The sequence below is a fragment of the Rhizobium sp. PP-CC-3G-465 genome (genome assembly GCF_004343445.1).
GTDB lineage: Bacteria > Pseudomonadota > Alphaproteobacteria > Rhizobiales > Rhizobiaceae > Ferranicluibacter > Ferranicluibacter rubi.
Window position 1 is genome coordinate 1590196 of sequence record NZ_SLYH01000001.1, and the last position, 21203, is coordinate 1611398.

17 protein-coding genes are annotated in these 21203 nt (G+C 63.5%); 10 read left to right on the plus strand and 7 right to left on the minus strand.

What is annotated here, in order from left to right:
- The first annotated feature begins 140 nt into the window (after window positions 1–140).
- Window positions 141–764: a L,D-transpeptidase gene (locus C8J33_RS07435; protein WP_132663594.1), complete on the plus strand. Its 624-nt coding sequence runs from the start codon at window positions 141–143 to the stop codon at window positions 762–764.
- Window positions 765–925: 161 nt separating this feature from the next.
- The gene (locus C8J33_RS07440; protein WP_110799740.1) at window positions 926–1876 is read left to right on the plus strand and encodes a diacylglycerol/lipid kinase family protein; all 951 of its coding nucleotides are present in this window, start codon (window positions 926–928) and stop codon (window positions 1874–1876) included.
- 42 nt (window positions 1877–1918) lie between these two features.
- Here C8J33_RS07440 and C8J33_RS07445 read toward each other — a convergent pair whose 3' ends face one another.
- The 3 genes from C8J33_RS07445 to C8J33_RS07455 form a co-directional block, all read right to left on the minus strand.
- Window positions 1919–3418, minus strand: a complete 1500-nt coding sequence (locus C8J33_RS07445) for an AMP nucleosidase (RefSeq protein ID WP_110799741.1) — start codon at window positions 3416–3418, stop codon at window positions 1919–1921.
- A 183-nt stretch (window positions 3419–3601) separates the two neighbouring features.
- A complete protein-coding gene (locus C8J33_RS07450; protein ID WP_110799742.1) occupies window positions 3602–3940 on the minus strand; it encodes a YnfA family protein in 339 nt (112 codons plus the stop codon).
- 152 nt (window positions 3941–4092) lie between these two features.
- Window positions 4093–4266, minus strand: coding sequence for a hypothetical protein (locus C8J33_RS07455; protein WP_092932804.1), 174 nt, complete (start codon window positions 4264–4266; stop codon window positions 4093–4095).
- Between the two features lie 279 nt (window positions 4267–4545).
- Here C8J33_RS07455 and C8J33_RS07460 point away from each other — a divergent pair, with 279 nt between their 5' ends.
- The gene (locus C8J33_RS07460) at window positions 4546–5247 is read left to right on the plus strand and encodes a glutathione S-transferase N-terminal domain-containing protein (protein WP_132663595.1); all 702 of its coding nucleotides are present in this window, start codon (window positions 4546–4548) and stop codon (window positions 5245–5247) included.
- Window positions 5248–5375: 128 nt separating this feature from the next.
- Here C8J33_RS07460 and C8J33_RS07465 read toward each other — a convergent pair whose 3' ends face one another.
- Window positions 5376–5705 (minus strand): DUF2147 domain-containing protein, encoded by a 330-nt coding sequence (locus C8J33_RS07465; protein WP_422038076.1) that lies wholly within the window; start codon window positions 5703–5705, stop codon window positions 5376–5378.
- 468 nt (window positions 5706–6173) lie between these two features.
- Between C8J33_RS07465 and C8J33_RS07470 the strand changes: the two genes are divergently transcribed.
- Window positions 6174–6440, plus strand: a complete 267-nt coding sequence (locus C8J33_RS07470) for a sel1 repeat family protein (protein WP_092932801.1) — start codon at window positions 6174–6176, stop codon at window positions 6438–6440.
- A 141-nt stretch (window positions 6441–6581) separates the two neighbouring features.
- Here C8J33_RS07470 and C8J33_RS07475 read toward each other — a convergent pair whose 3' ends face one another.
- The gene (locus C8J33_RS07475; RefSeq protein ID WP_132663596.1) at window positions 6582–8246 is read right to left on the minus strand and encodes an electron transfer flavoprotein-ubiquinone oxidoreductase; all 1665 of its coding nucleotides are present in this window, start codon (window positions 8244–8246) and stop codon (window positions 6582–6584) included.
- 346 nt (window positions 8247–8592) lie between these two features.
- Here C8J33_RS07475 and C8J33_RS07480 point away from each other — a divergent pair, with 346 nt between their 5' ends.
- From C8J33_RS07480 to C8J33_RS26995, 4 genes are all read left to right on the plus strand, one after another.
- Window positions 8593–9891, plus strand: coding sequence for an Hsp70 family protein (locus C8J33_RS07480; protein WP_132663597.1), 1299 nt, complete (start codon window positions 8593–8595; stop codon window positions 9889–9891).
- Between the two features lie 77 nt (window positions 9892–9968).
- Complete coding sequence (locus tag C8J33_RS07485; protein ID WP_132663598.1) at window positions 9969–10931, plus strand: uracil-DNA glycosylase; 963 nt, start codon at window positions 9969–9971, stop codon at window positions 10929–10931.
- A gap of 45 nt (window positions 10932–10976) precedes the next feature.
- On the plus strand, window positions 10977–11273 hold the full coding sequence (locus C8J33_RS07490) for a hypothetical protein (protein ID WP_132663599.1): 297 nt from the start codon (window positions 10977–10979) through the stop codon (window positions 11271–11273).
- 113 nt (window positions 11274–11386) lie between these two features.
- Entirely contained in the window at window positions 11387–11527 is a 141-nt protein-coding gene (locus C8J33_RS26995; RefSeq protein WP_165916885.1) for a hypothetical protein, read from the plus strand.
- A gap of 217 nt (window positions 11528–11744) precedes the next feature.
- On the opposite strand, the gene C8J33_RS07495 is transcribed toward C8J33_RS26995, so the two are convergent.
- Entirely contained in the window at window positions 11745–12683 is a 939-nt protein-coding gene (locus C8J33_RS07495; protein WP_132663600.1) for a DMT family transporter, read from the minus strand.
- A 359-nt stretch (window positions 12684–13042) separates the two neighbouring features.
- On the opposite strand from C8J33_RS07495, the gene pepN reads away from it, so the two are divergent.
- Entirely contained in the window at window positions 13043–15691 is a 2649-nt protein-coding gene (gene pepN, locus C8J33_RS07500) for an aminopeptidase N (RefSeq protein WP_132663601.1), read from the plus strand.
- A gap of 215 nt (window positions 15692–15906) precedes the next feature.
- Window positions 15907–18225, plus strand: coding sequence for a PAS domain-containing sensor histidine kinase (locus tag C8J33_RS07505; protein ID WP_110800093.1), 2319 nt, complete (start codon window positions 15907–15909; stop codon window positions 18223–18225).
- Window positions 18226–18229: 4 nt separating this feature from the next.
- Here the strand turns inward: C8J33_RS07505 and C8J33_RS07510 are convergent, their stop codons facing one another.
- Window positions 18230–21184, minus strand: coding sequence for a bifunctional [glutamine synthetase] adenylyltransferase/[glutamine synthetase]-adenylyl-L-tyrosine phosphorylase (locus C8J33_RS07510; protein WP_132663602.1), 2955 nt, complete (start codon window positions 21182–21184; stop codon window positions 18230–18232).
- Window positions 21185–21203: the final 19 nt, after the last annotated feature.

The window sequence follows — 21203 nt, forward strand, 5'->3', positions numbered from 1 at the left end:
GATGTCACAAAGAATGACACGCCGTCACGTTTCGCCAAGGCATGCCGCGATGACAACGCCCGGTGGCGCGTGTTTACCGGCTGTTAACCATAAACTCCGCATTTTGGTCTCCACAGAATCACCACAATCGAGGCCAGTCCATGTCCATCTCCCGCCGCGGCCTGCTGCTCGGCTTTTCCGCTCTTCTCGCCGGCTGTGCCGATACCGGGTCCCTTGCCCGGCTGAACTATGCGGCGCTTCCCGAAGAGCGATTCCCCCTGCCCGCCGTGCCGCTGGACCAGATCGAGCCAGAACTGCGCCGGCAGGAGGTCGCCTATGTCTCGGCTTACGCACCGGGCACCATCGTGGTCGATACGCCGGCGCGGCGGCTGTACTACGTTCTCGATAACGGCCGTGCCATGCGCTACGGCATCGGCGTCGGCCGCGAAGGCTATGCGCTGGCCGGCAATGCCTATATCGGCCGCAAGGCGGAATGGCCAAGCTGGACACCGACGCCCAACATGATCCGGCGCGATCCCGGCCGGAACCTGAAATATGCCGGCGGCTTGCCGGGCGGCCCCAACAATCCGCTCGGGGCCCGCGCGATCTATCTCTATCGCAACGGCAACGACACGATGTTCCGCATTCACGGCACGAACCAGCCTCGGTCGATCGGCCACGCGATGTCGAGCGGCTGCGTGCGCATGCTCAATCACGACGTGGTCGATCTTTACGGGCGCGTGAAGGCTGGTGGCCAGGTCGTGGTGCTGCAGGCCTCGGCCTGAGCATTCGGCCTTTATGCGCGGATGCGAAATAAGCAGGGCTCGTCCGCCTGCCATCATCTTGAACCCTGTGACGGACGCCGCATATACGATCCGGCAAGAGGGACAGGCCGGGAGTTTCCCGGTTTCGCCCAGCCTTGTGCTCAGACAAAGCCGGGATCCGCATGAAGCTCAAAGCCATACTGAATAGCGACGGCGGCACCTTTCGCACCACCGACATGGACCTTTACACGAAGGCGATGGACGAGGCGTTCCGGTCGGCCGGCCACGAGATCGAGATCGCCGTGGTGTCGGGCAGCGATATGGAAGCCGAACTGAAAAGGGCGGCGAACCGGGACGATCTGGATGCGATGATCGCCGGTGGCGGCGACGGGACGATTTCGGCTGCGGCTGGCGTCGCGTGGAAAAGCGGGCTGCCGCTCGGCGTCGTGCCCGCGGGAACCATGAACCTGTTTGCGCGCTCGCTGAAGCTGCCGCTCGATATCTGGAAGGTTCTCGACGTGCTGGCCAATGGCGAGGTCATCGACGGCGACATCGGCAGTGCCAATGGTCGCGCCTTCGTGCACCAGTTCTCGATGGGCCTGCATGCGCGCATGGTGCGCTACCGCGAATCCTACAGCTTCGCCTCACGCCTCGGCAAGATTTCCGCCAGCACCCGCGCGGCGATCGGCGTGGTCTTCAACCCGCCGCAGTTCAAGATCGAGTTTCGCGCGGATGGCGTGACGGAGCGTCGGAAGGTCTCGGCCCTGTCCGTCTCCAACAATCATTTCGGCGCCAATTCGCTGATGTATGCGGACGACCTGACCGGCGGTCATCTTGGCTTCTATACCGCCCCGCCCCTCACCCCGCCGGGCGTCGGGCGCCTCGTGTTCGACATCCTGCGCGGCAAGTTCCGCGAGAGCACGCTGATCACCGAGATGAGCGTCAAACAGGTCGAGCTCTATTTTCCGGATGCCCGCAAGCACAAGATCAACTGCGTCATCGACGGCGAACTGCTTCGGCTTCGCGGCGACGTGGAGATCAAGATCCACGCAGGCGAGCTGAAGCTGCTGGTCGGCAGTCCGGTGGCGCCTCAGGCCGCCGCCGTGGAGCCGGCGCCGGGCATGACCGTCTAAACGCGGGGTACACCCAACGCCGACCGGCACAGCCTTACCGCGCTACTGGAAGGCGGTTTCGAAGAAGCTGCGCAGCTTGCGGGAATGCAGCTTTTCCGGTGGCATGGCCGCAAGCTTCTCCAGCGCGCGAATACCGATCTGCAGGTGCTGGCTGACCTGGTTCTTGTAGAACGCCGTCGCCATGCCCGGCAATTTCAGCTCACCATGCAGCGGCTTGTCGGAGACGCAGAGCAGCGTTCCGTAAGGCACGCGGAAGCGGAAGCCGTTGGCGGCGATGGTGGCGGATTCCATGTCGAGCGCAATGGCGCGGGACTGCGAGAGCCGCTTGACCGGGCCGCGCTGGTCGCGAAGCTCCCAGTTGCGGTTGTCGATCGTGGCGACCGTGCCGGTGCGCATGATGCGCTTCAGATCGTAGCCTTCATACCCCGTGGTTTCCGCGACGGCTTCCTGCAGCGCCATCTGCACTTCGGCGAGTGCCGGGATCGGCACCCAGACCGGCAGATCGTCGTCCAGCACGTGGTCCTCGCGGACATAGGCATGCGCCAGCACGTAATCACCGAGCGCCTGGCTGTTGCGCAGGCCGGCGCAGTGGCCAAGCATCAGCCAGGCATGCGGGCGCAGCACGGCGATGTGGTCGGTGATCGTCTTGGCATTGGAGGGACCGACGCCGATATTGACGACGGTGATGCCGCCATGGCCCTTCTTCTTCAGGTGGTAGGCCGGCATCTGCGGCAGGCGGGCGAGTGTCAGGTCGCTATCCGGCTCATCGGAGCCGGCTTGCGTCACGATGTTTCCCGGCTCGACGAAAGCGGTATAGCCATTGCCGCCTTCCGCCATCTGCTTGCGCGCCCAGACGCAGAACTCGTCGATATAGAACTGGTAGTTGGTGAAGAGCACGAAATTCTGGAAATGCGCCGCGCTGGTCGCGGTGTAGTGGCTGAGCCGCGCGAGCGAGTAATCGATGCGCTGCGCCGTGAACGGGGCCAGTGGAAACGGCTCGCCGGGCCCGGGCTCGTAGGCGCCGTTGGCGATCTCGTCGTCGGTGGTCGAAAGGTCGGGCGTGTCGAACAGGTCGCGCAGGGGCACGTCGATGTTTTCGGCCAGCGATGCCTCGACATGCGCGCCTTCGCCGAAGGCGAAGTGCAGCGGGATGGGCGTGGAGGATTCCGACACGGTGATGCCGGTGCCGTGGTTGCGGATCAACAGGCCGAGCTGTTCTTTCAGATAGTGGCGAAAGAGTTTCGGGCGCGTGACCGTGGTCGTGTAGACGCCCGGCGCCGTGACATGGCCGTATGACAGGCGCGAATCGACATGGCCGAAGCTAGAGGTTTCCATGCTGACCTGCGGATAGCAGGCGCGGAACCGGCTCGCGGCGACACCCTTGCCGAGCGCCGTGAAGCCATCCACGAGGAAATTGGTGTTGCGCTCGTAGAGCGCCGTCAGCGCATCGACGGCCTTGACCGGATCATCGAATGTCTGCGGCTCGAAGGCCTCCGGCATTGCGGTGGGAAGGGCTTGGATGGAAGAGATTCGTGCGCTCATGCGGCATTATAGGACGCCGCAATTGACAAGCAAACGACAAGTTGAAGACGAACTAGAGCATTTCCGGTGAACACTGGTTCACCGGAAATGCTCTATTCTCCTGTTTTTGCCGCATTGTCCGACGCCGAAGCGATTTCGCTTCGGCTGGAAATGCTCTGGCGCAATTGATTGGCCCATATGCAGCTATCCGCGCGCAGGCGCGATGATGACGAGCGTACCGGCAAGCGCCAGCAGCACACCCGCGAGATCGAAACGATCCGGGCGAACGCCTTCCGCCAGCCACATCCACAAGACCGAAGCCGCGATATAGATACCGCCATAGGCCGCAAAACTGCGCCCGGCCGCCGGCTGCGGGCTGAACGTCAGAAGCCAGGCAAAGGCGACCAGGCTGGCAATGCCGGGAATGAGCCAGAGCGCGGACCGCCCAAGACGCATCCACGCCCAGAGGCTGAAACAGCCTGCGATCTCGAACAGAGCCGCAAGCGCATAGAGGAGGATGGTGGAGAAAGGGAGTGCGAACATTCCGCTAGATGACCGGAATGCGGGAGCGGACACAAGCCGATTTGCGCATGAAGGCACCCGTCTGGACGGTGCGTCTACCGTGTAACCCGCCGATCTGTGGCGGGTCCTGTCTCATTGTCGCGCCGGATCGAGCGCTCTCACATCAACAAGCCTCAGAGCTTGGCTTGGCAGAACTGGGCGGTGTGGGCGGTGCAGTCTGCAAGCGTCGTGGTGTAATCGTGCTGGCGGCGGCGCTCGGTGTCGGCGCTGACGGCGGCGGCCAGGCTCATGGCGAAGACGACCATGAGAGCGCTGATGATCGTGAGGCGGCGTGCAAGAATATCCATGACAGTCGATCCGTTCGAAGCAATTGGGTTGGTGTTGGTTCGATGACCGCCTTTTCGCACAGGCAAACTGAATTCTAGCTGAGAGGTCGGTTCATGTGCCGTTCAGGTTGAATGCTGCATCGCAGCGATTCCGCTTCTCGGACGTCTCCAGCACCCCTCATTCCGCATCACCTCTCCGGCACGATCGGGACCGATCATCGCGCACGAACGGTTTCGGTTCGCAGGTTTCTGCGCTAGGTTAGCGCCGAACCCGATGCATGCGAGAGACCGGAGACCATGATGTCCGCACCGATAGACCTCTACTACTGGCCGACCCCCAACGGCTGGAAGATCACCATCATGCTGGAAGAACTCGGCCTTCCCTATGCGGTCAAATATATCAACATCTCCAAGGGCGAGCAGTTCGCGCCGGACTTCCTGAAGATCGCCCCGAACAACCGCATGCCGGCCATCGTTGATCCCGATGGTCCGGGTGGCGCGCCGATCTCCGTGTTCGAGTCCGGTGCCATCCTGCAATATCTCGGCCGCAAGACCGGCCTCTTCTACCCGAGCGACGAGCGGGTGCGCGTGGATGTCGATCAGTGGCTGTTCTGGCAGATGGGCGGGCTGGGGCCGATGGCCGGACAGGCCAACCATTTCCGCCACTACGCCCCGGAGAAGATCGCCTATGGCATTGACCGCTATACGAATGAGGTCAATCGCCTCTACGGCGTCATGAACCGGCGCCTTGCGGATCGCGAGTTTCTGGCTACCGAGTATTCGATCGCCGACATGGCCTGCCTGGGCTGGGTGCGCCAGTATGAAAGCGGCGGACAGGATCTGAACGACTTTCCGCACCTGAAGCGCTGGTTCGAGACCCTCTCGGCCCGCCCCGCCGTCATCGCCGGCTTCGATGTCGGCCGTGAGGAGCGCGAGCGGCAGAAGCATCTGTCGGAAGACAAGGATGCGCAAAAGATTCTGTTCGGCCAGCGCGCGCAGTAGGGTGGATCGAGAGGGTAACTCTCCCTTCGTCTAGATTCCGGCTTTCCCGGTAAACCGGGAAAGCTTCGTTTCTCAATCGTTGCCGCATTGTGCGGCGGCGACGCTAACCGCCGTCGCCTCGCATAGGCCTACAGACGGCTCCAGGTCTGGCTCTTGCAGAGGACCTTCAGCACGCAGCCTTTCAGCTTCAGCTGGTTGCCGACGACGGCGGCCGAACCGCTATAGGTCTTGTCATTGTCAGGGTCCGTCACTTCGCCGGAATAGTCCTCGCCCGCGCCCGACAGGGTGCCGATCTTCTTTCCCGCATGCTTGCCGGTCTTCACCGTGATGCAGAAGCTGCCGCCGCAGGTGGCGATCACGGCTGTTTCGCCGCTCGCCGTCTTCCAGTTGCCGACGATCGGCTCCGCCGCCAGAACGGGCAGTGCGAGAAGAGCCGAACCGAGGATAGCGGCCGACATGATCCGTGTGATCTTCATGAAATCTCCCTCCATAGGACGCCTCCCGAGCGTCTCCCTGCTAAATTACGTGAACGTAAAAGGAATGTCAAAAGGCAGATTCGAAAAGATCGCGCATCTCGATATTTTTCGGTCGCGAAAGGCGCACAGCGTTTCGTGGTGAACGAAGCGTTGAAATCGAGATGTAAAAGATACGTAAAATTCGAGACGAAAGCCCGGCTTCGCAGGGGGCCGGATGTTTAACAAAAACCCAAGTTTACCAATCGTTTGAACTTTGTTTGTCGCGAATTAAGCATGCATTTTAAGCGGGAATTGAAGGCCGTGCCGCATACTCCAACCCATAAGACGAGCGGAGACGAACACTCCGCCGACAGCCTCCGGAAGATCAAGAGCCACGCAGAGGGCCGGGCTTTCAGGGGTCGAAACAGGGACTGCACGAAGAAACGCTTTAACGAAACAGGGACAACGACAATGGCACGCTTCGACCTCCAGAATTTCACCTACGCAACGATCGCCGGCGAAAACCGCGCGGAAGCCTTCTGCAACATGGGCCTGATGTACGCCACAGGCCGCGGCTGCGACATCGACGTCGTCGCCGCCCACAAGTGGCTGAACATCGCCGCCATCAAGGGCTCCGAGCGGGCAGCCGAGCTGCGCGCCGAACTCGCCGCCACCATGTCGAAGGCCGATCTCGCCATCGCGCTGCGCTCGGCCCGCGAATGGATGACCGTGCATTGATCGATCCTCACAAAGAAAAACCCTCCCTCCCCGCTGGCCCGACGTTTTGTCAGGCTGGCCGGGAGTGGAGGGTTTTCGTTTTCTAAAGACGCCGCAACTGCGTCTTCCCGGCTCGCATAAGCCTAAAATGTTCGTATATACTTACATATTGGGATAGACCGGCCCCTCACCGCCCTGCGGCGGAACCCAGGTGATGTTGCCGTTCGGATCCTTGATGTCGCAGGTCTTGCAGTGCACGCAGTTCTGCGCATTGATCACGAAGACCTCCTCGCCATCCTTCTCCACCCATTCATAGACGCCGGCAGGGCAATAGCGTGTGGACGGCCCGGCATAGATGTCGTGCTCGGAGCGCTTCTGCAGCTCCATGTCCTTCACCTTCAGGTGGACCGGCTGGTCCTCCTCGTGGTTGGTGTTGGAGAGAAACACCGAGGACAGCCGATCAAAGGTCAGCACGCCATCCGGCTTCGGATAGGCAATCTTCTTGTGCTTTGCCGCCGGCTCCAGGCTTTGCGCATCCGTTTTGCCGTGCTTCAGCGTGCCGAAGAACGAGAAGCCGAAAAGCTGGTTGGTCCACATGTCGAGACCGCCGAGCGCGACGCCGGCCACCGTGCCGAGCTTCGACCAGAGCGGCTTGACGTTGCGCACGCGCTTGAGGTCCTGCCCGATCGGGCCGGCCCGCCATTCGTTCTCGATCTCGACGACCTCGTCATTCGCCCGACCGGCCGCAATCGCCGCGGCGATCTTCTCGGCCGCCATCTTGCCCGAGAGGACAGCATTGTGACTGCCCTTGATGCGGGGGACGTTGACGAGGCCGGCGGAACAGCCGATCAGCGCGCCGCCGGGGAAGGTCAGCTTCGGCACCGACTGATAGCCGCCCTCGGTGATGGCGCGTGCGCCGTAGGACAGGCGCTTGCCGCCTTCGAAGGTACCGCGGATCGCCGGATGCGTCTTGAAGCGCTGGAATTCCTCGAACGGATAGAGATAGGGGTTCTTGTAGTTGAGATGCACCACGAAGCCGACGGCGACCGTATTGTCCTCAAGGTGATAGAGGAACGAGCCGCCACCGGTGCTCAGGCCCAGCGGCCAGCCGAAGGAATGCTGCACGAGGCCCTGTTTGTGGTTCTCCGGCTTCACCTGCCAGAGTTCCTTGATTCCCAGACCGTATTTCTGCGGCTCGCGGTCCTTCTGCAGGTCGTATTTTGCGATCAACTGCTTGGCGAGCGAGCCGCGCACGCCTTCGCCGATCAGCACGTACTTGCCGCGAAGCTCCATACCGCGGGCGAAGCTCGGACCGGGCTCGCCATTCTTCTCGATGCCCATGTCGCCGGTGGCGACGCCGACGACCGCGCCTTCCTCGTTGTAAAGCACTTCGGTCGCGGCAAAGCCGGGATAGATCTCGACGCCGAGCTCTTCCGCCTTGCCCGCCAGCCACCGACAGACGTTGCCGAGCGAGACGATGTAGTTGCCGTGATTGCTCATGAGCGGCGGCATGGCGAAATTCGGCAGGCGCACCGAGCCGGCCGGGCCGAGCAGCAGGAACTGGTCCTCCGTCACCTCCGTCTTGAAGGGATGGTCCGTTTCCTCGCGCCAGCCGGGCAGAAGGGCATCCATGCCGCAGGGATCGACCACGGCGCCCGAGAGGATATGGGCGCCGACTTCGCCGCCCTTTTCGAGAACGACGACGGTCAGTTCCGGATCGATCTGCTTTAGACGGATCGCGGCGGAGAGGCCTGCCGGGCCGGCTCCCACCACGACCACGTCGAAATCCATGCTCTCCCGCTCCGGCATTTCCTGTATTTCGCTCATGACCAGCCTCCGCTCCAACGGCCTATGCCGCGCCCGTCTCCATGGGTCGTCATGTCAAATAAGAGCAAGCTTGTCGAGCCGATGTGCGTCACGAAGCGGCGCGATGCCGTCTCTCCTTCCTGTTTTCAAAGGCGGGCCTTCCTGTTTTCGAAGGCGGGCGCTCTTGTTTGTGAGGGCGGGCCATGCGAGGGAGCGGCATCCCCACAGCCGATACCGGCGACCATTTCCATTCCCGCAGGCCCCCGCGAAGGGCCGGCCCATGCTCGCGATCGACAGCCGTTGCGGCGACCGGAACCCCCGGCGCTCGACCTGCCGCAGCACGGCGATCCCCATGAGGAGAGACACCATGACCCAGTCGCTCGGCTTTGATTTCGGCACCACGAACTCCGTTCTGGCCGCCGTCGAACACGGAAAAACACGCGCAATCGACTTCGACAGTCCTGCCGGACGATACGATACGATGCGGACGGCCCTGTCCTTCATGAAGCATCCGAACCTTGGCGCGCAGGCTCTGCAGATCGAGGCCGGACAGGCCGCCATCCGCACCTTTATCGACAATCCGGGCGATGCGCGTTTCCTGCAGTCGATCAAGACCTTTGCCGCGAGCCCGCTTTTCCAGGGAACGCTGATCTTTGCACGGCGGAATGGATTCGAAGACTTGATGCGCGCTTTCGTCGCACGTCTCAAGGACTATGCCGGTGACGCCTGGCCCGTCGAAGGCACTCGCATCGTCGTCGGCCGGCCGGTGCGCTATGCGGGGGCAAACCCGGACGACAACCTGGCGCTGGAGCGCTACCAGACGGCGCTCGGCAGTTTCGGCTTTTCGGATATCCGCTATGTCTACGAGCCGGTGGCCGCCGCCTTCTACTTCGCCCAGACATTGAAACAGGATGCGACGGTGCTGGTCGCGGACTTCGGCGGCGGCACCACCGACTACTCGCTCATCCGCTTCGAGACCCATGCCGGCGTGCTCTCGGCAACGCCGATCGGTCATTCCGGCGTCGGGATCGCGGGCGATCATTTCGACTTCCGCATCATCGACAACCTCGTGTCGCCGCTGATCGGCAAGGGCACGCAGTTCCGCTCGTTCGACAAGGTGCTGGATGTGCCCTCCGGCTATTACGCGAATTTCGGGCGATGGAACCAGCTGTCGATCTTCAAGACGCTCAAGGACTTCGCCGATCTGAAGCAGCTCGTGCGCTCGTCGCTGGAGCCGGAAAAGCTGGAAGCCTTTATTGACCTCATCGAGCATGACGAGGGCTATCCGCTGTATCAGGCCGTTTCCGCGGCCAAGATGCGCCTTTCGGCCGAGGAAGAGACCGAGTTCTTCTTCGCGCCGCTCGGCGAGCGCAGCCGCAAGATCGTGCGCCGCTCGGACTTCGAACAGTGGATCGCGCCGGAACTCGGACGGATCGAGAGTGCGCTGGACGAGGTGCTGGAAAAGACGAACACGGCTGCCGGCACGGTGGACAAGGTGTTTCTCACCGGCGGCACGTCCTTCGTGCCAGCCGTGCGGCGCATGTTCGAGCGGCGGTTCGATGCCGGACGCATCGAGAGCGGTGGCGAGCTCCTCTCCATCGCCCATGGTCTCGCGCTCATCGGCGCACGGGACGACATCGACCTGTGGACAGCGGAGGCGAAGTGACGCTTGGTGCCTGCGGCGAGCCCGTTCGCAGCATTTGCCGCTTTCAAGCGCGGCGGCGCTTCTGTAAACCTTCTGCCATGAGCTCCCCCGACGAGACACGGTTTTCCGACGGACCGACCCTGGATGCGATGACGCCGCACGAGTTGGCGGCGCTTTTGCATTTCCATGCGGATTCGGGCGTGGAGTGGCTGCTGGAAGACGACCCGATCGACAGGATCGCCGCCTTTGCCGCCAGCCAGACGGCGCGCGGCGAAGCCGGGTCGGGCTCTGGTCGTGGGAGCAACGCCGGAGCCTTGCAGACCGCGCAAAGCTACAGGGCGCCAGCGCCCAAAAATGAAGCGGATGGCCGCGCTCACCCCCCCGCTGCGGAAAAGCCGCAGACGAGAGGGAAGTCGGAGCCCGCACCACGCCCTGTCTCCACCCGCGTCGCCATACCCGATGAGCAGGCCGTGGCCGAAGCGCGGATCGCTGCCGGTTCGGCCCAGACGCTTGCCGACCTCAAGGTTGCGCTCGACGGCTTTACCGGCTGCAATCTGCGCAACAGCGCCCGCAATCTGGTGTTTGCCGAGGGCGATCCGGCCTCCGGGCTGATGATCGTCGGGCCGGGACCGAATGGCGACGACGACCGCGAGGGACGCCCCTTCGCCGGCCGGCAGGGCGACCTTCTGGACAAGATGCTGGCGGCCATCGGACTCGACCGGGCGGGTGTCCTGATCACCAACGTCATTCCCTGGCGTCCGCCCGGCAACCGCATGCCGTCCGCGCGGGAGATGGAGATCTGCCGGCCGTTCCTCGACAGGCAATTCGCGCTCGCCAAGCCGCAGCGCGTGCTGGTTCTCGGCAATTTTGCGGCACGATTCTTCTTCGGCGGCACCGATACGATCCACGAAATGCGCGGCGACTGGCGGACGATCACGACCGGGGGGGAGACCTTCCGGGCGCTGGCGACATTGCATCCGCAGGACCTGATGTCCGCGCCGATCTGCAAACGCCTTGCCTGGCAGGATCTGCAGATGTTTGCCGCCGGCAACGATTCCTGACGCTCCTGCGTCAGGCGCCTTTTTCCAATTGCGAAGAAACTATGAATGGCAAAGGGAAAAAGCCATGCAAGTTGCGCATGGCAGCAACCCGACATCGCGGCTTGTGAAAAAGATGGTGCAGCGCAATATACGATCACGGGGGGAATGGAATCTAAGGAACTGACAATGAACACCCGTCCGCGCCCTCTGCATTGCGGCTTCGAAACGCTCCGTCGCAGTGGCTCTGCCCTCCGCACGCCGTTCAGCGGCTTCGGCTCGGCAGCAAACGAACAGATGACGGCTGCCGGCTACGCTCGCGCCGCACGTCCTGCCAGCATCTACGCCGAATTCATCCAGCGCTGATCGCTGGCTCGCTCGCGAGCTTCAAGCGCTGACGCCGGCATGATCGCCGGCAGACACGACCTCAAAACCGTCTATCCGGGAAACTTTCCGGAAGAGATGAAAAGGACCACCCCATGGCCATCCGCGCTTTGAACGCTCTTGTTTCCGACATCCGAATCGCCGTGCGTGCATCCCAGACCTTTTCAGACCTCAGCCGCGATGCACGCGCATCGTCGGATGCGAACCGCGGTTCGTTCGGCCTGCTGCCGCGCTAAGGTTTACAGCATCTCGCTCTCCTCGCGGCATGATCGGCGTGGGATGGTGACGTTGCCGACATGACTTCGGGTGACGGCTGGCCCGTGTCATCAGGTCGGATGATCGCAAGCGTCTATGACGCCGAACCTGACAATGGCGCTGGCCTGATGCGCCGTCCCATCGAGGCTCACCTCGAACACCTCCCCCACCACCGTTCTTTTCCTCGCCCGTTCCACGTCACCCCTGCGGCGTCACATGCTTGCGGGCGGCCCTTCGCTCCAGGCCCAGCCGGTGTTCGCGCAGGATGATGAAGATACCGGCGCTGATGACGATGGCGGTGCCGATCAGCATGGTGACCGTGGGCACGTCGTCGAAGAGCCAGTAGCCGATCACCAGTCCGAGAACGATCGAGGTATATTCGAACGGCGCGATGGTCGACATATCGGCATAGCGATAGCTCTGCGTGAGCAGCAATTGCGCGACACCGCCGCAAAAACCCGCCGCCATCAGAAAGAGGAAGGCGCGCCAGGTCAGCGGCTCCCATCCGAAGGGCAGCGTCAGCAGCGAGAACAGGGAGGCGGACAGGGAGAAATAGAGGACGATGGTGTGCGTCCGCTCGTTCATCACCAGTTTGCGCACGAGCACCATGGCCGTTGCGCCCAGCGCCGCCGACAGCAGCACCGCCAGGGCGCCATAGGCGGCCCCCGCCTCCCCACCACCGCCCGCAAACAGCGTCAGGCGCGGATAGGTGATGATCATCACGCCGACGAGGCCGACGATGACGGCCGACCAGCGATAGATGCGCACGACCTCTTTCAGGAACACGGCGGCAAAGACGACGGCCAGAAGCGGCATGGCGTAGCCGATGGCGATCGCCTCGGGCAGCGGCAGATGTGTCAGGCCGTAAAAGCCGCAGCTCATGGCGAGAATACCGATGAAGCCGCGAACGAGGTGACCGAACGGATCGCGCGTCTTGAAGGCGGTCGCAAGATCGCCCTTGACCGCGAGGTAGCAGAGGATCGGCACCATGGCGAAAGCCGAACGGTAGAAGGTGATCTGGCCCGTCGCGATACCGTCGCCGGCCGACTTGATGAAGGTCGACATCGCCACGAAAACGAGAACGGAAGAAACTTTGAGAGCAATACCCAGAAGCGGGTTGGGCTCGTCGCGATCCATAAGATCGGTCCTGCATGCACGAGGAGGAAAAGGCAGCTTGAGGCGGCGCGGAGAATCGCAAGCCTACTGCATAAATCCCCAAACCGGAATCAGCCGAGGCGGAAATATGCGAATATCCGCCGAATCAGCGGTTCCCGCGTCCACGTTGCTCGTGACTTACGCATTCTCCGTGGCGGACGACAGCTTGCGCCGCACAGTTTGATCATCGTTACTCGAAAAGAATGAAGTCTGTTCCAAAATGGCTTATTGCTTAAAATCTTGTTAGGCCGAACCGCGTAATTGTTCAGGTCTTTTATCGGCACTGGCCTTCGCATCGTCGCGACCGGCTTTTCAGGGTGCCCCGGGGAGCAAAACGACACATGCGGACGGACACGGGCGAGATCATCCACCTCGAAGACTATCAGCCGACAGATTTTGTGCTTGAACGCGTCGATCTGACCTTCGAACTGGATCCGCTGGAAACCAAGGTCGAAGCCCGTCTGATCTTCCATCGCCGCGAAGGCGTGGCGGCCGACCGGCCGCTGGTGCTGGATGGCGACGAGCTGAAGATGACGGGTCTGCTGCTCGACCAGGAGCCGATCGCCGCCGAAGACTACACCGAGACCGGGGAGACGCTGACCATTCGCGGCCTGCCGGACAGCACGCCCTTCGAGATCACCGTCACGACCGAGCTTTCGCCGCAGACCAACACCAAGCTGATGGGCCTCTACCGGACGAACGACGTCTACTGCACCCAGTGCGAGGCCGAAGGCTTCCGCCGCATCACCTTCTTCCCCGACAGGCCGGATGTTCTCGCCGTCTACACGGTCAATATCATCGCGGACAAGGCGACCGTTCCGCTGCTGCTGTCCAACGGCAACTTCCTCGGCGGCGCCGGCATGGGCGACGGCCGCCACTTCGCCGCCTGGTTCGATCCGCATCCGAAGCCCAGCTACCTCTTCGCCCTAGTGGCCGGCGATCTCGGCGTGGTCGAGGACAGCTTCACCACCCTGTCCGGCCGGGAGGTCGTGCTGAAGATCTACGTCGAGCACGGCAAGGAGCCGCGCGCGGCCTATGCCATGGACGCGCTGAAGCGCTCGATGCGCTGGGACGAGGAGGTTTTCGGGCGCGAATACGATCTCGATATCTTTATGATCGTCGCCGTCTCCGACTTCAACATGGGCGCCATGGAGAACAAGGGGCTCAACGTCTTCAACGACAAATACGTGCTGGCCGACCCGGAAACCGCGACCGACCAGGACTACGCGAATATCGAGGCGATCATCGCGCATGAGTATTTCCACAACTGGACCGGCAACCGCATCACCTGCCGCGACTGGTTCCAGCTCTGCCTCAAGGAAGGGCTGACGGTCTATCGCGACCACCAGTTCTCCGCCGACCAGCGCTCGCGTGCCGTCAAGCGCATCGCAGAGGTTCGCCATCTCAAGGCCGAGCAGTTCCCCGAAGACGGCGGCCCGCTGGCCCATCCCGTCCGGCCGACGCGCTACCGCGAGATCAACAACTTCTACACGACGACCGTCTACGAGAAGGGCTCGGAAGTCACCGGCATGATCGCGACCCTGCTCGGGCCCGATCTCTTCAAGGCCGGCATGGATCTCTATTTTGATCGCCATGACGGACAGGCCGTCACCATCGAGGACTTCATCCGCTGCTTCGAGGAAGCGAGCGGCCGGGACCTGACGCAGTTTTCGCTCTGGTACCATCAGGCCGGCACGCCGCTCGTCAGCGCGTCGGGCACCTATGACGCAAGCCGCCAGACCTTCACGCTGGCGCTGGAGCAGACCGTGCCGCCGACGCCGGGGCAGAGCACCAAGCAGCCGGTGCACATCCCGCTTCGCTTCGCGCTCATCTCCGAAGACGGCACGATCACGGAAGCCTCAAGCGTCTCCGGCGCGGAGGTCACCGGCGACGTGCTGCATCTCGTCGAGCGCAGCCAGAGCGTGACGTTCGAGGGCATCGCCTCTCGTCCCGTCGTGTCGCTCAACCGCGGCTTCTCCGCCCCCATCAACCTGCATTTCGAAAAGTCCTCAGCCGACCGCGCCCAGATCTCCCGTTTCGAGACGGATCTCTTCGCGCGCTGGCAGGCGCTGAACGACATGGCGCTCGATGCGCTGGTCGCAGCCACGGCAAGCGTCCGCGCCGGTACGCCGGTCGTCTGCGACCAGGCTCTCATCGACGCGCTGATGGCGACCGTCTCCGACGACGCCCTGGAACCGGCCTTCCGGGCTCAGGCGCTGGCCTTGCCAAGCGAGTCGGACATCGCGCGGGAAATCGGACGGGATAACGACCCGGACGCCATCTTCGCCGCCCGTCGCGAGATCATGACGGCAATCGCCACGGCCGGCAGGGAAACGTTTGCCGGTTTGTTCGAGACCATGCGCTCGACGGAGGCGTTTTCCCCGGATGCCGCGAGCGCCGGCCGCCGCGCCTTGCGCAACAGCGCGCTTGCCTACCTCGTGCTGGCCGAAAACGCGCCGACACGCGCCGTCGAGGCCTTCTCTGCCGCCGACAACATGACCGACCTCAGCCAGGCGCTCACCATTCTCGTCCACCGCTTCCCGGACACGCCGGAGGCCAAGGCCGCGCTCGAAAGCTTCCAGACGCGGTTTGCGGACAACGCACTCGTTCTCGACAAATGGTTTACTGTCCAGGCGACCATTCCGGGTGCGGCGACGCTGGAGCGCGTCGAGGCCTTGATGGTGCATCCGCTCTTCAACGGCCTCAACCCGAACCGTGTCCGTGCGCTCGTCGGCACCTTCGCCTTCTCCAACCCGACCGGCTTCAACAGGGCGGACGGCAAGGGCTACCGGTTCCTCGCGCGCCAGATTCTCGACATCGACCCGCGCAACCCGCAGCTTGCCGCCCGCATTCTGACCTCAATGCGGTCCTGGCGTTCGCTGGAATCCGGACGGGCCGAGCATGCCCGCGCGGCTCTTAGCGAGATCGCAGCTGGTGAGAAGCTTTCTCCTGACGTCAGCGACATCGTGGAGCGCACGCTCAAGGGCTGATCTGCGTCATCAGAACCTTTAAAATATTGATTCCTTTCAGTGTCTTACACTGAAAATCGGGTTCGCGGCGCGGCAAGCTGCGAATTCGCACCAGTGATAACTGGTTAACGTCCCGTTACCCTTTTCGCTGGACAAGAAGAATCCGAATTGATTCATTGAGCCAGATTCGGGCGAGCGGCGCGTCGAATCAAGCGAGGTTCAAAGATTTGACGAAGATGGCGGAAGCGCAGCAGATGCGCGCGGCCGGGGATCGGCTGCGTCCACGATTCCCGGGCCTTGCGGGCCTTGAGCAGGGTTTCCTGCGGCATGTGCGCAGCCTTGCCGCACCGGCCTCCCTCCGGCTGAACCAGGCGGAGCCGCTCCTGAAGCGATCCATCCCGGTGCTGATCACAGCGTTCCTGATCGTGGTCGCCATCTCCCGCATCAGTGGCATCGTCAACGAATATGCCCGCATGGAAAACAGCGCACGCCAGACGACGGTGATGGCGGCAACGGCAGCCGAAGCCACGCTTGCCCCGCAGGCGCATCTCCTTTTCGATCAGGCGGAACGCACGCCGGTCGAGCAGACGCTGAACGACCTTCTCACGCCCGACATGCTGGAACCCGGCGCCTTCGCGCTCGCGGTGCGCAATGACGGGCGTATCTTCGCCTCCTCTTCGGAGGGCAAGCCCTTCACGGGCCGGGCCCTGTCGGCGATCTCACCCGAAGTCGCGGCCTTCCAGTATTTCGGCGAGCGATCCACCGTCATGAACGCCTTCATCGGTGGAGACGAGTACCTCGTCGCATTGATGCAGGTGGGTGACAAGGCAGGCACGCTGATGGTCGCGACGCCGCTCGCGCACATGGACCGGCTCTGGCGCGACGAGGTCTCGCTGAACGTTACGCTGTTTGCCGGCATTTCGGCGATCCTGCTCGTCGTGCTCTATGCCTATTACATCCAGGCCAAGCGCGCGCGCGACGCCGACCAGATTTTCGCCGAGTCGAACCTCCGCGTCGAAACCGCGCTGTCGCGCGGCCGATGTGGACTGTGGGATTTCGACATGCCGAACCGCCGGCTGTTCTGGTCGCGCTCCATGTATGAAATGCTGGGCATGACGCCGCAGGGCAGCGTTCTCTCTTTCGGCGATGCCGCGCGGCTGATGCATCCCGACGATACCGGCCTCTACAAGGTCGCTCGTTCCATTGCCCGCGGCGACATCCGCCACATCGACCACGTGTTCCGCATGCGCCATGCCGACGGCCATTACGTCTGGCTGCGCGCCCGTGCGCAGGTCATCCGCACCAGCGGCGACCGCGTGCACCTCATCGGCATCGCCATGGACGTGACCGAGCAGCACCGTCTCGCCCAGCGCTATGCCGAAGCCGACCAGCGGCTGGCGGATGCGATCGAGTGTACGTCGGAGGCCTTCGTGCTCTGGGACAAGAACGACCGGCTGGTCATGTGCAACACGCACTACCAGCAGGCCTACCAGCTCCCCGACAGCGTGCTCGTGCCCGGCACCGAACGCTCGGCCGTCAATGCCGCCTCCGCCCGCCCGATCATTGAGCGGCGCATCGCCGATCCGGATCGCGCCAATCATTCCTCCACGTCGGAAGTCCAGTTGGCCGACCAGCGCTGGCTGCAGATCAACGATCGCCGGACGCGCGATGGTGGCCTCGTTTCCGTCGGCACCGACATCACGCTTCTCAAGCGCCATCAGGTGCGCCTGCGCGAATCTGAGCGCCGGCTGATGGCAACCATCGGCGATCTCTCGACGTCCCGCATGACGCTGGAGCACCAGAAATCGGAACTGTCGATCGCCAACGCGAACTATCTGGCGGAAAAGCAGCGCGCCGAAGCCGCCAACCGGGCGAAGTCCGAATTTCTCGCCAACATGAGCCACGAGCTGCGCACGCCGCTCAACGCGATCCTCGGCTTCTCGGAAATCCTGAAGCACCGCATGTTCGGTCCGCTCGGCTCCGACAAATACGGCGAATACGCCCTCGACATCCACGACAGCGGCAAGCATCTCCTCAACGTCATCAACGATATTCTCGACATGTCGAAGATCGAGGCCGGGCAGATGCGGATCGACCGCGAGCGGATCGACCTTGCGCCGTTGATCGAGGAAACGCTGCGCCTCACCACCATCCCCGCCACGCAGAAGAACATCAGCGTCATCCACCAGGTTTCCTCGGGCCTGACGATGGTCGCGGACCGCCGGGCGATGAAGCAGGTGCTGCTCAATCTGCTCTCGAATGCCGTGAAGTTCACCAATGAAGGCGGCCGGATCTCGCTCCGGGCACGCAAGGTCTCCGGCGCGGTCATGCTGACGATCGCCGATACCGGCATCGGCATTCCCCGCTCCGCCATGCGCAAGATCGGCCTTCCCTTCGAGCAGGTCCAAAGCCAATACGCCAAGAGCAAGGGCGGCTCGGGCCTCGGGCTTGCCATCTCCCGCTCGCTGACCACGCTGCATGGCGGCCGGATGAAGATCCACTCGGCCGAAAATGTCGGCACGATCATTTCCGTGCGCATCCCCGACTCGGTCTGATCGCTCAGGCCGGTTCCGAAACGAGCGCGAGGAAAATGCGGCGCACGGCCTTTGTCAGCCGCCGCAGTTCGGCCTCCAGCACCTTGATGTCGGGCGCGTCGCCTGCCCGGCAGAGCCGCTCGATCAGGCCGGCCGGAGCTTGCTTCGGATCGAACGGGCCGTCGATGCAGAGGCGGATGATCTGCGAGAGATCGGTCATCAAGGCCAGCGCCCGCGTCATCAGCGTGAGGTCCGCATCCGACAAGAAGCGCGGGCCCAGTTGCTCCAGCACACCCGCCGTCGGCAGACCGCAAGCGGGCAAAGCCTCACTTTCCGCAGAGGCCAGCAGAAACATCAGCTGCGCCGAGAACTCGATATCCACGAGGCCGCCCGGGATCAGCTTGAAATCCCAACCATTTTCCGGCGGCTTTTCCGCCTCCACCAGCGCGCGCATCTCGCGCACGTCCTTCCGCAGCACCGTCGTATCACCCGGTTCCGCGATGATCGCCTGGATCGCATCCGCCGTCGCCTGCATCATATCCCCGTCACCCGCGATCGGGCGGGCGCGGGTCAGGGCCATGTGCTCCCACGTCCAGGCCTCCTCGCGCTGATACTTGACGAAGGCCGGCAACCGCGTGGCCACGGGCCCCTTGTTGCCGGAAGGGCGCAGCCGCATGTCGACCTCGTAGAGCACGCCTTCGGCCGTCGGCGCGGACAAAGCGGCGATCAGCCTTTGCGTCAGGCGGGCATGGTAGCGAGCGGCGTCGAGCGGGCGAGGACCGTCGGAATCCGCCGCGTCGCCATCATGATCGTAGATGAGAATCAGGTCGATGTCGGAGCCTGCCGTCAGCTCCCGGCTGCCGGCCTTTCCCATCGCAACCAGCGTCGCGCTGCTGCCGGCGATCTGCCCATGCGCCTCGGCAATCTCCAGGCGCACGGCCTCGAAGGTCGCAGCAACCAGGATCTCGGCGAGATCGGTCAGCGCGTGTCCCGTGGCCGGGCCATCGATCACACCGGTCAGGAGCCGGATACCGATGAGGAAGCGCTGCTCGGAGGCAAAGATCCGCAGACGGTCGAGCCGGTCCTCGTAGTGGCGTGCCGTCGAGAGGAAGTCATCCAGCCGGTGCGCAAGGTCCGCCCGCTCCGGCATCTCGTCGAGCACGCGCCGGTCGAGCATGCCGTCGAAGACATGCGGCTTGCCCGCGATGATATCGGCAAGCCGGGGGGCGGCCGACATGATGGTGACGATCAGGGAGAGAAGGGCCGGATTGTTGCCGAGCAGCGAGAAGAGCTGGATGCCGGCCGGCAGCTTGGACAAAAAGGCATCGAACCGCAGCAGCGCCTCGTCCGCCCGCCGGCTCTCGCCGAACACCTTCAACAGCCGCGGCGTCAGCTCCGTGAGCCGCTCGCGCGCCTCGACGGATTGGGTCGCCCGGTAGCGGCCATTGTGCCAGGTGCGCATCACGCGGGCGATGTCGTGCGGCCGCTCGAAGCCGAGGCCGTGAATGGTCTCCAGCGTGTCGGGATCGTCCTTCTGGCCGGTGAAGACGAGGTTGCCCAGCTCCGAGGAGAGTTCGGCCTCCCGCTCGAACAGCTGCACATAGCGCCGCTCCACCGTGCGCATGACGCGCGACAGCGCATCGGCGAAGGTCTTGGTGTCGGCAAAGCCCGCCATCAGCGCGATGCGCTTCAACTCACCTTCCGTGGTCGGAAGCGTGTGGCTCTGCTCGTCGCGCACCATCTGTATCCGGTGCTCGATATCGCGCAGGAACCAGTAGGCCTGCGTCAGCTCGTCCCGCGTCCCCGCGTCGATCCAGCCTGCCTCGGCCAGCGCGGCCAGCATCGCCTCCGTCTCGCGTCCCCGCAGGGCCGCGGCACGGCCGCCTGCGATCAGCTGCTGGGTCTGCACGAAGAACTCGATCTCGCGGATGCCGCCGCGGCCGAGCTTGACGTTGTGCCCCTTCACCGCGATCTCGCCATGCCCCTTATGCGCGTGGATCTGCCGTTTGATCGAGTGGATGTCCGCAATTGCCGCATAATCGAGATATTTTCGGAAGACGAAGGGACGGAGCGCCTTCAGAAACCGCTCGCCAGCCTCCAGATCGCCGGCAACGGGGCGCGCCTTGATATAAGCCGCCCGCTCCCAGTTCTGCCCGCGGCCCTCGTAGTAGATCATCGCCGCCTCGACCGGAATGGCAAGCGGCGTCGCGCCGGGATCGGGCCGTAGGCGCAGGTCCGTTCGGAAGACATAGCCGTCGCCCGTGCGCTCCTGCAGGATCCGCACCAGCCGGCGCAGCAGCCGCGCGAAGATGTCGGAGGCGTCGAGCACATCGGCAAAACCGAGCGCTTCCGGCTCATAGAAGACCACGAGGTCGATATCGGAGGAGTAGTTCAGTTCGTCGGCACCGAGCTTACCCATGCCGAGAACGATGACGCCTGAGCCTGCACTTGGCCGGTCTTCATCGCGGAGCCGGATCTTGACCTGCCGATGCGCGCCGAGAAGCAGATGGTCGATCGTGGCGGAGGTGGCAGCCGCCGCAAACAGGCTGAGCAGCCGGGCACTGTCGCGCGCCTCCGTCAGCCGCGCCAGATCGTGCAGCGCAAGCGCAAACGCCGCTGTTCGCTTGGCCCGGCGCAGACGCTCCATGAGCACGCCGTCTGTCACGTCGAGCCCGCGCCAGCTTTCGCGCGCCTGCCCGATGGTGTCGTCGAGAAGAGGACCGAGGGGTTCTGTCACCACTCTCAGGAGCAGCGCCGGATGGGCAACCGCGATATCGCGCAGATAGGGAGACAGAGAGAAAGCCGCAACGAGGAAGTCGCGCAGCGCAGGCGCCCTCTCCAGCAGCGGCTGAAGCAGCGGTTCGGCCTTCGCCATCGCCTTCAGATCGGCATTGACGCTCCGTGCCTCGCTCTGGCTCATCGGCTTCAGCGCGCATGTCGCCAGCGCCGCCAGCCGCGTCTGCTGCTCCTGCCCGGTCATGAAACCTCCCCGATCACGA

Bases quoted from the DNA above. Each gene is read 5' to 3' on its own strand.
- C8J33_RS07435 (WP_132663594.1), top strand. From the start codon at position 141: ATGTCCATCTCCCGCCGCGGCCTGCTGCTCGGCTTTTCCGCTCTTCTC.
- C8J33_RS07440 (WP_110799740.1), top strand. From the start codon at position 926: ATGAAGCTCAAAGCCATACTGAATAGCGACGGCGGCACCTTTCGCACC.
- C8J33_RS07445 (WP_110799741.1), bottom strand. From the start codon at position 3,418: ATGAGCGCACGAATCTCTTCCATCCAAGCCCTTCCCACCGCAATGCCG.
- C8J33_RS07450 (WP_110799742.1), bottom strand. From the start codon at position 3,940: ATGTTCGCACTCCCTTTCTCCACCATCCTCCTCTATGCGCTTGCGGCT.
- C8J33_RS07455 (WP_092932804.1), bottom strand. From the start codon at position 4,266: ATGGATATTCTTGCACGCCGCCTCACGATCATCAGCGCTCTCATGGTC.
- C8J33_RS07460 (WP_132663595.1), top strand. From the start codon at position 4,546: ATGTCCGCACCGATAGACCTCTACTACTGGCCGACCCCCAACGGCTGG.
- C8J33_RS07465 (WP_422038076.1), bottom strand. From the start codon at position 5,705: ATGTCGGCCGCTATCCTCGGTTCGGCTCTTCTCGCACTGCCCGTTCTG.
- C8J33_RS07470 (WP_092932801.1), top strand. From the start codon at position 6,174: ATGGCACGCTTCGACCTCCAGAATTTCACCTACGCAACGATCGCCGGC.
- C8J33_RS07475 (WP_132663596.1), bottom strand. From the start codon at position 8,246: ATGAGCGAAATACAGGAAATGCCGGAGCGGGAGAGCATGGATTTCGAC.
- C8J33_RS07480 (WP_132663597.1), top strand. From the start codon at position 8,593: ATGACCCAGTCGCTCGGCTTTGATTTCGGCACCACGAACTCCGTTCTG.
- C8J33_RS07485 (WP_132663598.1), top strand. From the start codon at position 9,969: ATGAGCTCCCCCGACGAGACACGGTTTTCCGACGGACCGACCCTGGAT.
- C8J33_RS07490 (WP_132663599.1), top strand. From the start codon at position 10,977: ATGGCAAAGGGAAAAAGCCATGCAAGTTGCGCATGGCAGCAACCCGAC.
- C8J33_RS26995 (WP_165916885.1), top strand. From the start codon at position 11,387: ATGGCCATCCGCGCTTTGAACGCTCTTGTTTCCGACATCCGAATCGCC.
- C8J33_RS07495 (WP_132663600.1), bottom strand. From the start codon at position 12,683: ATGGATCGCGACGAGCCCAACCCGCTTCTGGGTATTGCTCTCAAAGTT.
- pepN (WP_132663601.1), top strand. From the start codon at position 13,043: ATGCGGACGGACACGGGCGAGATCATCCACCTCGAAGACTATCAGCCG.
- C8J33_RS07505 (WP_110800093.1), top strand. From the start codon at position 15,907: ATGGCGGAAGCGCAGCAGATGCGCGCGGCCGGGGATCGGCTGCGTCCA.
- C8J33_RS07510 (WP_132663602.1), bottom strand. From the start codon at position 21,184: ATGACCGGGCAGGAGCAGCAGACGCGGCTGGCGGCGCTGGCGACATGC.